The sequence below is a fragment of the Dorea sp. YH-dor226 genome (assembly GCF_039832105.1).
Classification (GTDB): Bacteria; Bacillota; Clostridia; order Lachnospirales; family Lachnospiraceae; genus Dorea_A.
In genome coordinates this window covers 15,436-29,020 of record NZ_JBDOHS010000009.1, presented here as the reverse complement: position 1 = coordinate 29,020, position 13,585 = coordinate 15,436, and the positions used below count along the sequence as shown (strand labels likewise).

General features: G+C 43.3%; 10 protein-coding genes. 1 reads left to right on the top strand and 9 read right to left on the bottom strand.

Annotated features, from left to right (window positions below; all coding sequences use genetic code 11):
- Positions 1-45: 45 nt before the first annotated feature.
- On the top strand, positions 46-663 hold the full coding sequence (locus tag ABE547_RS09115; protein ID WP_235232901.1) for a hypothetical protein: 618 nt from the start codon (positions 46-48) through the stop codon (positions 661-663).
- 359 nt (positions 664-1,022) lie between these two features.
- Here ABE547_RS09115 and tsf read toward each other — a convergent pair whose 3' ends face one another.
- The 9 genes from tsf to ABE547_RS09070 form a co-directional block, all read right to left on the bottom strand.
- On the bottom strand, positions 1,023-1,958 hold the full coding sequence (tsf, locus tag ABE547_RS09110; protein WP_347378477.1) for a translation elongation factor Ts: 936 nt from the start codon (positions 1,956-1,958) through the stop codon (positions 1,023-1,025).
- Positions 1,959-1,992: 34 nt separating this feature from the next.
- Positions 1,993-2,727: a 30S ribosomal protein S2 gene (gene rpsB, locus ABE547_RS09105; protein WP_347378476.1), complete on the bottom strand. Its 735-nt coding sequence runs from the start codon at positions 2,725-2,727 to the stop codon at positions 1,993-1,995.
- 196 nt (positions 2,728-2,923) lie between these two features.
- Positions 2,924-4,051, bottom strand: a complete 1,128-nt coding sequence (locus tag ABE547_RS09100) for an NlpC/P60 family protein (protein ID WP_347378475.1) — start codon at positions 4,049-4,051, stop codon at positions 2,924-2,926.
- 167 nt (positions 4,052-4,218) lie between these two features.
- A complete protein-coding gene (locus tag ABE547_RS09095) occupies positions 4,219-5,745 on the bottom strand; it encodes a glutamate synthase subunit beta (protein WP_347378474.1) in 1,527 nt (508 codons plus the stop codon).
- 12 nt (positions 5,746-5,757) lie between these two features.
- The gene (gene gltB, locus ABE547_RS09090; RefSeq protein ID WP_347378473.1) at positions 5,758-10,287 is read right to left on the bottom strand and encodes a glutamate synthase large subunit; all 4,530 of its coding nucleotides are present in this window, start codon (positions 10,285-10,287) and stop codon (positions 5,758-5,760) included.
- Positions 10,288-10,422: 135 nt separating this feature from the next.
- A complete protein-coding gene (locus tag ABE547_RS09085; RefSeq protein ID WP_347378472.1) occupies positions 10,423-11,373 on the bottom strand; it encodes a CPBP family intramembrane glutamic endopeptidase in 951 nt (316 codons plus the stop codon).
- Between the two features lie 139 nt (positions 11,374-11,512).
- Complete coding sequence (locus ABE547_RS09080) at positions 11,513-12,004, bottom strand: prolyl-tRNA synthetase associated domain-containing protein (protein WP_235250214.1); 492 nt, start codon at positions 12,002-12,004, stop codon at positions 11,513-11,515.
- 16 nt (positions 12,005-12,020) lie between these two features.
- On the bottom strand, positions 12,021-12,575 hold the full coding sequence (locus ABE547_RS09075) for an XRE family transcriptional regulator (RefSeq protein ID WP_235250216.1): 555 nt from the start codon (positions 12,573-12,575) through the stop codon (positions 12,021-12,023).
- A 79-nt stretch (positions 12,576-12,654) separates the two neighbouring features.
- Positions 12,655-13,581: a tRNA-dihydrouridine synthase family protein gene (locus tag ABE547_RS09070; protein WP_347378471.1), complete on the bottom strand. Its 927-nt coding sequence runs from the start codon at positions 13,579-13,581 to the stop codon at positions 12,655-12,657.
- Positions 13,582-13,585 lie beyond the last annotated feature (4 nt).

Sequence of the window (13,585 nt, the reverse complement as noted above, 5' to 3'; positions counted from 1 at the left end):
ACATTTCCCGCCACCTTTCAATAAAAATTATGGATGGTGGTAATCTTGATTAATTATATCGAATACTTGAATTTGCCAACCAAGCTTGCAATAGGTATTGTGGCCTTGTTTTTGGCGTCTCAAATATTAGGTGAGATATTAGAAATAAAGGGAAAAGTAGTTCCTGAATGCATTAAATTGCGTAAATACTTTAAACATAAAAAGCAGGAGCGCGAAACTTTGAAACAGGTTCCTGAAATGCTTAAAGATGTAAAGGAAACATTAAATGAATTCAACTCCCATTACAGTGTCGATAATATCAAATTGCGTGATGAGTGGATTGAGAATGTTAATCATAGTCTCCAAGAAAACGATAAGTGGATAAAGGAACTGGATAAGAAGTTAGATAAGAACAATGCTGATACGCTCTCATTATTGATTGATAGCAAACGTAATACAATCATTAATTTTGCGGCAAAAGTAATTGATAAGAACTGTATGGTGACCAGAGAGCAATTTAATCGTGTGTTTAAGCTCTACGCCGAATACGAGGAAATCATTGAGGCCAACGGTTTAACAAATGGAGAAGTTGATATTGCATATCGCATTATCAAAGAATCGTATGAGACGCATATGCGGAATCACACATTTGTTGAAGACGCTCTGGGATACGACGTGAACTAATTTGTCACTAATAATATACATTATTCGGGACAAAATAAGATAGGCAGATTGGGAACAAAACCAGTCTGCCTTCTTTTTCTGCAAAAGTAAAGGAGTGGCTCACCACCACTCCCTGTACTACATATGTGTAAACTTACACTGTAACTCATCATTATTTTGCGTAAACTTCGCTGAAGATACTTCAGATTTCTTGTACGCAATTCTCTACGCAACTTTGACGCAAAACACTATATCGAGATGCGTAATTTTACGATAGTTTATGATAGGTTACTCAACTTACATATTTGAACCTTAACCTGCCAAATCCCTTGATTTTACTGGGGTTTAGCGGTCTCTTACTCAGAAGTTTGCCGAGATACTTACATTCCCATCTGAGCTGCAACTTCAGCTGCGAAGTCTTCGTTCTTCTTCTCAAGACCTTCACCTGTCTCGTAACGAACGAATTTCTGAAGCTTGATCTCTGTTCCGTTTGCTTTTCCAACTTCCTGGAGATACTTAGCAACAGACTGTTTTCCATCCTCTGCTTTTACATATACCTGATCTAACAGACAGATTTCTTTCATCTCTTTGTTGATACGTCCGTTGATCATTCCCTGAATAACCTTCTCCGGTTTCTGAGATTCCTTCGGATCGTTCATGATCTGAGCAAGAAGGATTTCTTTCTCATGCTCAATGTAATCTGCCTCAATATCAGCCTGGCTGATGTACTTAGCATTTAATGCTGCAACCTGCATAGCTACGTTCTTAAGTGCATCTTTTACTGCATCGTTAACAACTGCTGTCTCTGCAACAACTAATACACCGATTCTTCCGCCACCATGGATATAAGATACAACTGCTCCATTGTCAATTGTAACTTTCTCGAATCTTCTGATGCTGAGCTTCTCTCCGATCACTGCAATCTTCTCTGTCAGTGCATCGTTAACAGTCTTGCTTGCATCTTCATTCCATGCTTCTGCCATGAATGCTTCCATCTCTGTATTCTCTGTAGAAAGTGCCTGATTAACAACAGCTTTTACAAATCCCTGGAAATCAGCATTCTTTGCAACGAAGTCTGTCTCAGAGTTAACTTCAACGATTGCTGCTGTGTTATCACCCTGAACATCTGCCATAACGATACCTTCTGCTGCAATACGTCCAGCTTTCTTAACAGCCTTTGCTTCACCATTTTTTCTCAGGTATTCAATAGCTGCATCCATATCGCCATCTGTTTCGTTAAGAGCTTTTTTACAGTCCATCATTCCTGCGCCAGTCATTTCTCTTAATTCTTTTACCATCTTAGCTGTAACTGCCATGATCTTGTCCTCCAATATACTTTCATTAAGAATTTTATTCTTCTGTTGCCTCTACTGCTTCTTCCACGTATTCTACGTCTTCTGCTGCACCCTGATTAGCCTCGATTACTGCATCTGCCATCTTGGATACGATCAGTTTTACAGCACGGATAGCATCATCGTTTCCAGGAATTACATAATCCAGTTCTTCCGGATCACAGTTTGTATCTGCAATACCGATAAGTGGAATTCCGAGTGTGTGAGCTTCCTGAACACAGATTCTTTCCTTCTTAGGATCTACTACGAAGATTGCATCCGGAAGTTTCTTCATTTCTTTGATTCCGCCAAGGTTCTTCTCAAGCTTCTCCCACTCTTTTTTGATCTGGATAACTTCTTTCTTCGGCAGTACATCAAATGTTCCGTCTTCGGACATTCTCTCGATATCTTTCAGACGAGCAACTCTGCTCTTGATTGTCTTGAAGTTTGTAAGCATACCTCCAAGCCATCTTTCATTTACATAATACATTCCGCAACGTTCAGCTTCTACTTTGATAGCATCCTGTGCCTGTTTCTTTGTTCCAACGAACAGGATTGTGCCACCTTCTGCTGCAATATCAGCTACTGCCTGATATGCCTCATCTACCTTACCTACAGACTTCTGTAAGTCGATGATGTAGATACCATTTCTCTCTGTGTAGATGTATGGAGCCATCTTAGGGTTCCATCTTCTTGTCTGATGTCCAAAATGAACACCTGCTTCTAAAAGTTGCTTCATTGAAATAACGCTCATGTTTCTTTCCTCCATCTGGTTTTTTTCTTCCGCATATGTGTAAGCCCTTGAAACCGGCTTGCAATCAAGCTTTGGCACCATCTTGGACAACCATATGCGTGTTTTTTGCGACCATACTATAATATCACAAAAGCCTTGCTATTGCAAGGCTTTTTTATCTACATAATAGATTGTCTCATACTCTTTTTATTCTGTCTTACGGACGACGAACAAAAATCATACCGGATTGTACCGGACCAACTTTTACTACATCTCCGGTATGCGGCGCATGAATCATCTGTCCACCGCCGATATAGATACCACAGTGGTTATATGTTGTACAAACATCTCCCGGCTGTGGATCACTGACTCTTGGCCAGGCCATGAAAGTAAATGTGGTACCAAGACGGCTAAAACTTCCTGTCAGGCAATAGCTAACGAAACCGGAACAGTCAAAACTGTTTGGTCCACATGCGCCCCAGACATAAGGCTTACCAAGCTGGCTGTATGCTCTGCTGACAATAGTACTTCCATTGGCATTCGGACCACTTACTGTAGAACCGCCGGTATTTCCTGTATTACCGGTATTTCCTGTGTTGCCGTTATTTCCTGTGTTGCCGTTATTTCCTGTGTTGCCGTTATTCGTATTATTGTTGGTGTTATTATTCGTATTATTGTTATTATTATTTGCTGCTGCAAGCTGTGCCTGACGCTCTGCTTCCTGGCGGGCAGCCAGTTCTCTTGCCGCTGCTTCTACCGCTTCCTGAATCTCAGCATCCAGATCGGCCACTTCATCCTGCTTTGCCGCAATCGTTGTATTCAGCTCGTCTTCCTTCGCTTCGTATTCCACCTGCTTCGTCTGAAGTTCTTTTTCATCTTCCTCAAGACTGGTCTTCAGCTCAGCAATCTCCTGCTTCGTCTCAACATATTCCTGCAGCTGTTCTCTGTCATATGTATGAACATTCTGAACATATTCGGCTTTGCTGACCAGCTCTGTGAAGTTATCAGCGGTAACCAGTGCTTCAAATGCAGAGGTATTACCCTCTTCATACATATACTGGATACGTTTTTTCATTGCCTCATACTGTTCTTTTTCTTTTTCCTCTGCATCTTTCAGGTCACTCTCTGCCTGAAGCTTCTGCTCACCTATAGAGATCAGTTCCTCTTCCAGATTACCGATCTCGGATAAAATTCCCCTTAACTGTTCCTGAAGAGAAGATACCTCGCTTTCTTTTGCTGCTTTATCTTCTTTCAATTTATCAACGGATGGCGCTGCCATAACCGGTGTTACGATCAATGAGCTTGTAGCGATAGCTGCTACGATTCTTACTCCAATTTTTTTCATATTCACTCTTCTTTCTTACAAATATTATACTCTTTACCCTCATTCGATATAGTAAAAGACAAAATACACCTATATCTGAGAATCATTATACATGATAAGAAAGTGTTTTGCAATATTTTTTAACATTTTCGTAACAATCTTTCTCTGGAAATCTTATCCATATTGCCTTATTGTACATACATATTCGTATATCCCATCAGACTGATGTCTACTTCTCTCGCTGCTTCACGGCCTTCACGGATCGCCCATACCACCAGTGACTGTCCTCTGTGCATATCTCCTGCGGTAAACACATTTTCTCTGCTTGTCTGATATGCCCCTTCTGCAGTCTTTACATTTGTCCGCTCATTAGTTTCTACGCCAAATGCTTTCGTAACGTATTCCTGACTTCCGAGAAAACCGGCTGCAATCAGTACCAGATCCACTTTTACCGTATATTCACTTCCTTCAATTTCTGTCATGAGCATCCGCCCGGTCTTTTCATCTTTTTTCGGCTCCAGTCTGACAAGAACTGCTTCTTTCACATTTCCTTCCGGGTCTTTCAAAAACTCTTTTACCGTTGTCTGATATACCCTTGGATCCTGTCCGAACACAGCTTTTACTTCCTGCTGTCCATAATCCGTCTTACAGATTCTCGGCCACTCCGGCCACGGATTCGTCTCTGTCCTCCGGTCAGGTGCTTTCGGCATCATCTCCAGCTGAAGCACCGACCTGGCACCATGACGCATGGATGTTCCCACACAGTCATTACCGGTATCTCCTCCGCCGATTACCATAACATTCTTCCCTTTTGCACTGATATAGCTTCCATCCTTTAATGACAGCTTCCAGGAACCATCCTGCTTTTGTTCCGCAGAATTCCAGAGTGCTTTTGTAGTAGATTTCAGGAAGTCTACTGCAAAGTAAATTCCCTTTGCATCTCTTCCCGGCACTTTGATATCTCTCGGATTGGAAGCACCGCAGCACAGAAGTACGCGATCATATTCTTTTAATAAGGAAGAAGCTTTTTTATCTTTTCCGATATTGCAGTTCGTAACAAACCGGATTCCTTCTTCTTCCATGATTGCGATCTTTCTGTCAATAATCTGTTTTTCCAGCTTCATATTCGGAATACCATAGCGCAGAAGGCCACCGACCTTGTCTTCTCTTTCATACACGGTAACACTGTGTCCTCTGCGATTGAGCATATCTGCCGCTGCCAGTCCCGAAGGGCCGGATCCGATCACGGCCACCTTTTTCCCGGTACGAATCTGTACCGGTTTTGCAGCCGCATATCCTTTTTCATATGCATTTTCGATGATCCCATATTCATTGGCTTTTGTAGATACCGGATCTCCATTCAGGCCGCAGGTACATGCCGCCTCACACAGAGCCGGACATACTCTTGATGTAAATTCCGGAAAATTATTGGTTTTTTTCAGGCGGTAATATGCCTCCTCCCAGTTGCCGTGATAGAGCAGATCATTCCATTCCGGTACCAGGTTGTGCAGAGGGCATCCGCTTGCCATTCCCATAAGCATCTGCCCGGACTGGCAGAAAGGAACTCCGCAGGACATGCACCTTGCCCCCTGGATCTCCTGTTCTTCTTTTGACAGGGGCGTGTGAAATTCATAAAAATGCTTAATCCTTGATTCTGGTTCTTCAGCCTTCTTGTCCTGTCTTTCATATTCCATAAATCCTGTTGCTTTTCCCACTTTTCTCGCCCCCTATCTTCTTCCTGCTTTGATCGCATAAAATGCTTCATTCTTAGCCTGTTCACTGCTCATGCCCTGCTCCTCCATCTGAAGGATCGTAGTCAGCATTCGCTCATAATCAATCGGAATAATCTTCTTGAACTTCGGCAGATAGCTCTTAAAATCATCCAGGATCTTCTTTCCGACCTCAGAATTGGTATTGGCAACGTGTTCTTCAATCATGCCCTTCAGTTCATTTACATCGATTTTGGATGTCACATGTTCAATATTGACCATCTGCTTATTGACATTGGTATACAGATCATTGTCCATATCCAGAACATATGCGATACCACCGCTCATTCCTGCCGCAAAGTTTTTGCCTGTCTTTCCAAGCACTGCAACACGTCCGCCGGTCATGTATTCACATCCGTGATCACCGACACCCTCTACAACTGCTGTTGCTCCGGAGTTACGTACCGCAAACCGTTCTCCGGCGACACCATTGATATATGCTTTTCCACTGGTGGCTCCGTATAATGCAACATTTCCTATTATAATGTTATCTTCATGTCTGTATTTTACGCCCTTTGGAGGATACACGATCAGTTTGCCTCCGGATAACCCTTTACCAAAATAATCATTACTGTCTCCGACCAGTTCCAGTGTCAGTCCTTTCGGGATAAATGCACCAAAGGACTGTCCGCCCGCACCTTTGCAGTTGACAACATAACTGTCTTCGGCAAGTCCTTCCGGATATCTTCTGGTAATCTCGGATCCGAAAATGGTTCCAAAGGTACGGTCTGTATTGGATACATCCACTTCAATGCTTCTCTTCTGCTTCTTTTCCAGCGCCGGAAGCAGTTTTTTCATCAGAACTCTCTCATCAAGTGTCTTTTCCAGTTCAAAATCATAGACCTTTTTCGGATTAAAGATCACCGGCGTATCTGTGCCTTCGTAAGGATTATGCAGGATCTGCTCCAGATTCAGGGCAGCTGCTCTTTCAGAAGTCGGAGTTTCCTTTACTTTCAGAAGATCCGTTCTTCCAACCAGCTCATCCAGTGTCTTCACACCAAGTCTTGCCATATATTCTCTCAGATCCTGTGCAATGAACCGCATAAAGTTCACCACATATTCAGGCTTTCCGGTAAATCTCTTTCGAAGTTCCGGATTCTGCGTTGCCACACCGACAGGACAGGTGTCCAGATTGCATACCCGCATCATAACACAGCCAAGCGTTACCAGCGGAGCCGTGGCAAATCCGAATTCCTCTGCACCAAGGATTGCCGCAATCGCCACATCACGTCCGCTCATCAGCTTTCCGTCGGTCTCGATTCTGACTCTTTCCCGAAGGCCATTCTGTATCAGCGTCTGATGAGTTTCCGCAAGTCCCAGTTCCCATGGAAGTCCCGCATTATGGATCGAACTTCTCGGCGCCGCACCGGTTCCTCCGTCATAACCGGAGATCAGGATCAGCCCTGCACCTGCTTTTGCAACACCGGCAGCAACGGTACCGACACCTGCCTCTGATACCAGTTTTACAGAAATTCTTGCATTTTTATTTGCATTTTTACAATCATAGATCAGCTGTGCAAGATCCTCGATGGAATAGATATCGTGGTGCGGAGGTGGCGAGATCAGGCTGACTCCCGGTGTGGAATGACGTGTCTTCGCAATCCATGGATACACCTTACCGCCCGGAAGATGTCCGCCTTCTCCCGGTTTTGCACCCTGCGCCATCTTAATCTGAATCTCTCTGGCACTGACCAGATAACGGGATGTTACACCAAATCTTCCGGATGCTACCTGTTTGATTGCTGAACAGCGGTTGGTATCGAGGCGCTCGATCTCCTCGCCACCCTCTCCACTGTTAGACTTGCCATGTAATTGATTCATTGCAATCGCAAGTGTCTCATGTGCTTCTTTTGAAATGGAACCATAAGACATTGCTCCTGTTTTGAATCTTGTGACGATCTGATCTACACTCTCTACCTCTTCAATCGGAATTCCTTTTTCCGGATAATTAAATTCCAGCTGCCCCCGCAGATTGATATGCTCACCCTCTGCGTTCACCATCTCTGTGTACTTCTTAAACATCTCATAATCGCCGCGTCTGGTTGACTGCTGCAGCATATGGATCGTCTGCGGATTATAGAGATGCCTTTCTCCGCCGCTTTTAAGCTTATGCTGCCCGACACTGTTCAGTGTCATATCCACTTCCAGTCCCAATGGATCAAATGCCTGTGAATGCCTTGCAATATAGTCTTTGGCGATTTCTTCAATCCCGATACCTCCCACACGGCTGACGGTATTCGTAAAATATTTTTGAATGAACTCCTGCTTTAATCCAATCGCTTCAAAGATCTTTGCACCCTGATAGGACTGGATCGTGGAAATACCCATCTTGGATGCGACTTTTACAATTCCGCTGATGATTGCATGATTATAATCATTTACCGCTGCGTAATAATCCTTCTGAAGCATATCTGTATCGATCAGCTGCCGGATCGACTCATGCGCCAGGTATGGATTGATGGCACAGGCTCCGTAGCCGATCAGTGTTGCAAAGTGATGTACCTCTCTTGGTTCTCCTGTTTCCAGTACGATTGCGACAGATGTTCTCTTCTTGGTCCGTACCAGATGCTGCTGCAGCCCTGACAAAGCAAGCAGAGAAGGCATTGCAACGTGATACTCATCTACACCCCGGTCCGAAAGAATCAGGATATTGGCGCCTTCATGGATGGCACGATCCACTTCGATAAACAGATAATCTATTGCCTTTTCCAGACTGGCATTCTTATAATAGACCGTCGGAATCTCTGCAACCTTGAACCCATCTTCTTTCATATTCTTGATCTTCAGAAGATCCGTTTCTGTCAGAATCGGATTATTCACCTTGAGCATCTTGCAGTTTTCCGCTTTTTCTTCCAGAAGGTTTCCATCTTTTCCAATATATACAGTTGTTGATGTTACCACTTCTTCCCGGATGGCATCAATCGGAGGATTCGTAACCTGCGCAAACAGCTGCTTGAAATATCCAAAGAGATTCTGATGCTGATCAGACAGCACTGCAAGCGGTGCGTCAATTCCCATGGCAGCCGTTCCTTCTGCTCCATTCTTTGCCATATTCAGGATTGAAGTCTTTACCTCTTCATAAGAATATCCAAACGCTTTCTGAAGTCTCTTACATTCTTCCGCTGAATAGGATGGAACCTTCTGATTTGGAATCTTCAGATCCTTAAGCTCAACCAGATTACTGTCCAGCCATTCACCGTAAGGCTGTCTTCCCGCATATGATTCTTTCAGTTCTTCATCATCGATGACTTTTCCTTTTATCGTATCAACCAGAAGCATCTTGCCCGGATGAAGTCGTTCCTTGACAACGATCTTTCGCGGATCAATATCCAGAACTCCAACTTCCGATGAAAGGATCAGTGTATCATCGTCTGTAATATAGTATCTGGAAGGGCGGAGTCCGTTTCTGTCCAGAACAGCTCCCATGCAGTCTCCGTCGCTGAACAGAATAGATGCCGGTCCGTCCCAGGGTTCCATCATCGTCGCATAATATTGATAGAAATCCTTTTTCTTCTGAGACATGCTCTTATTATTCGCCCATGGTTCCGGAATCGCGATCATGACTGCCAGCGGCAGATCCATTCCACTCATCACCATGAATTCAATCGCATTGTCCAGCATTGCAGAATCGGAACCTTCTGTATTGATCGCCGGAAGGACATTATGAAGTTCACCTTTCAGATACTCGGACTCCATGTTCTCTTCCCTTGCACGCATCTTATCCATATTGCCGCGAATGGTATTGATCTCACCATTATGAACAATAAAACGGTTCGGATGCGCACGTTCCCAGCTAGGATTCGTATTCGTACTGAATCTGGAGTGTACCAGTGCGATCGCGGCTTCATAATCCGGATCCTGCAGATCCGTAAAGAAGGATCTCAGCTGGCCCACCAGAAACATGCCCTTATATGCGATGGTACGGCTGGATAAGGATGCCACATATGTATCATCCGCACTCTGCTCAAATACGCGGCGCACGATATATAACTTTCTGTCAAACGGAAGCCCTTTTTCCACCTTCGCCGGACGTTCAATGAAACCCTGCATAATACAAGGCATACATTCTACCGCCCTGCTGCCGAGTACCTCCGGCTTTACCGGAACTTCTCTCCATCCGAGGAAATTCATCCCTTCTTTTTTTACGATCACCTCGAAGATCTTCTTTGCCTGATTCTTCTTCAGCTCATCCTGTGGAAAGAAAAACATTCCCACACCGTAATCTCTTTCAGAACCTAAAAAGATGCCGAGAGGTTCGCAGACTTTGGAGAAAAACCTGTGTGAAATCTGCAACAAGATTCCAACTCCATCGCCTGTCTTACCTTCGGCATCTTTGCCAGCTCTATGCTCTAAATTTTCTACAATCTTTAAGGCATTCGCCACTGTATCATGGCTCTTCTGCCCTTTAATATTTACGATTGCACCTATTCCGCAGTTATCGTGCTCAAACTCAGAACGGTACAGTCCACTTTGCTGAACTTCATTCATTCCGTCTATATACCTGTTCCTTTCATTTATTTTTCCTAACTATACTACAAAGTTCCATTCTTGTAAATAGTAAATATTTTAAAAGTTGTCTGATAATCTGACATTAACATCCCGCAAAGAAAAAAATCTGGCAGTTTAAACCGCCAGATTTTCATCTCCTGCTTTTTGATTTGGAATCTCAGGTTTTTCCTCAATTCTCTGCATCCACACATACATAGTTGCCGATACGGTCGCACACAGCACGGTAAGAACCCCCATACGTACAGGATTCTTCACCAGCCAGTCATACATCTGGAATTGCGTAGCCAGCACCGACAGAAGATTCATCGACATATGCGCAATGATCGGCGCTTTCAAAGAACCATACTTTTCATACACATAGGTCAGCATCAATCCCAGTATGAACCCGTAGATCATCTGTATCAGATTCATATGCAGCATACCAAATACAAGTGATGAATAGATCGCTGCATAACGATAAGATGTTCTCGCCCGCATTCTCTGAAAGAATAATCCCCGAAATACATATTCTTCGCATATCGGCACCAGAACTGCAAGACAGATGATCTGCAGAATCAAAGGAGCAGAATATAATGCATTCATGGTTGTCATATACGTCTCATCAACTGCTGAAAGATTGCCGATGATGATCAGATTATTAAGTCCGAGACTCATTGCCAGCGACATGATTACAATTGCAGCATACTTCCAGATCGGTGCTTTCCGATTGGGTATTATTCCCTGCATCTTCTCCTTCACACGATCCCTGTGAAACATCACTGCCATAACCGGAATGGTAATGAGCGCCTCCATTCCTTCCACAAGCGTACTGTAATCTATATATTTGACTACAATCTTCTCATACAGCTCCATCATCTTGTCCTGATTATCCATCAGTGAATTCAAAGCCTCTGTTGTTGTATAATGTGTACCGATATATACCATCATGAGGGCGATCATCGCAGCCATCCCGACTCCGATACCAATTGCCCATTTAATCAGAATCGGGCCCCACAATTCCCAGAATCTTTTTCCATAGCTTTCCTGAGAGATCGGAGGAGTCTGTCTGCTTTGCTGTTGTTCCATATACTTCCTCGCTTTCCTTTCTTACAGGAATTCTGCCGGACGCAGACATTCCATCTATACTGAATACTTTATCTATTCTACTTCTCCATCTCTCAACATGCAATAAAAAAACTATAAAATCACCATAAAAAAATATCTGTTATAATTTAATCTTCACCACATCCACATCCAGATTCCAGAGAAACTTATCCAGATCTTTAAAAGATATAAACACTGTCGCTGTATTTTCCAACGGATGAATTCCCATGCTCTTACATCTGCTCAGATTCTTATCAATAAAAAACTCCACGTTATGCTCTGTATCATTCATAAGAGCAAACGGAGTCACGCTTCCCTGCTTTACTCCAAGATATTTTTCCAGTCGTTCTTCAGAAGCGAAGCTTAAGTTTCCGGCACCAAGCTGTCTTCCGAGTGTCTTCAGATCCACTTTGGTATTCTCATCAGCTGTTACAAGAAAATGTCTCTTTCCTTTGGAATCTCTTAAGAACAGATTCTTACAGAGAGTCCCTTTTTCCGGGAGTCCCAGTCTGTCCATATCTTCCATCGTATGAACCGGTTCATGCTCAACGACCTCATACTTGATATTCATCTTTTTCAATGCGTCATATACCCGCTGTTTCTGATCTTCCATGCTGCAAAACTCCTTCCTAGTTTGGGTAGTGAACTACAATATTCGCAGTTACCATTTCTGTTCCCGTGTTCTTATATATGTATTCATCAAAAGCATTGTATGAGGCAGAATCTCCTGCTTTTAATGCATACTCCTTATCCTTGAATATCAGCGTAAGCTCACCGGAATATACGGTTATGAATTCCCGTGTGCCGTTCATCTGACGATTCGCCTGCATCATCCCGCCTGCATCAAATTCCAGATCGAAGATCTCAAAATCCTGTCCGTTTCGGAAGTTAAAGATCGGGTAGAGACGGTATCTTCCGCCATCACCTGTAAGCGGTGCAACTTCTCTTTTTCCGGTTCTGGAAAAAGGCATCGGCTTATCTGTGGTAAATGCCGTGACCGGGACTTTTAACCCCAGTGAAAGCTTATACACCGTTGAAATCGTTGGATTCACTTCTCCACGCTCCAGCTGACTTAACATGCTTTTACTGATCGATGTAAGAGATGACACCTGCTCCAGACTCAGTCCCTTTCCCTTTCGTATCTCTTTTAAATTCACTGCAATCAATTGATTCAGATGATCCAAGCGGATTCCTCCTTCAAAAATTCCTGTATATAGAATTTTTTTCTATTATATTGCATATTAATTCGAAAGTAAAGAAAAATCACAGGATTTCATTCACTGCTTCTATATATCGATCCAGTTTTTCTGCTTTTTTTATCTTTTTCAACGACTTTTCAGCTGTTGGAAACAGGTATCCCATATAACACCAGATCTCTTTCATCTTAAAAAGAACATTCTTATCTCCGGAATTCACTTCTCTGTAATCATTCAAAAGCCTGTCATGGAATATGCGCAGTCTTTGTCTGTCAACTTCCCCGGATTTCCTGGTTCCTTCAAGCTCTTCCGTAAGGCATGGGTTATAGATCACGCCCCTTCCAAGCATCAGGACATTTGTCTGCGGAAATTGTTCCCTGATTCGGCCAGCATCTTTCACGGTAAAGATATCCCCGTTATAACACAATGAATGATGACTGTTTTTTACTGCATAGTTATACATCTCCAGATTTGGAGTATTTTTATAAAAATCCTGCTGCACCCTCGGATGAATGATGAGTTCTTCCAACGGATATTGATTATATATCCGCAGAAGTTCCTCAAACTCCTGCGCATGAAATTTTCCGATTCTTGTTTTAATTGATACTTTGATATCTGTCTTTTTAAACACCTGATCCAGGAACCGGTCAAGTTCCTCCGGCTTCGCCAGAAATCCTGATCCGCGATACTTTGAAACCACCGTTTTCGACGGACATCCCAGATTCAGATTCACTTCTCTGTATCCGTAATCTTTCAGTTTCCCGGCAGTGCGCAGGAAATCCTCAGCACAGTTTGTCAGTATCTGCGGTACCAGATACATTCCCTCATTATGTTCCGGGAGAATCTCATTTTTCTCCCTGGAATTAAAATCTTTCTTAGTATGCGGCACCAGAAACGGTGTGAAATACTTGTCCATCGGACGGAAACAGCTGTGATAGGCCCGCCTGTATACATAAGTTGTGATTCCCTCCAGCGGGGCAAGATAATACTTCATATTA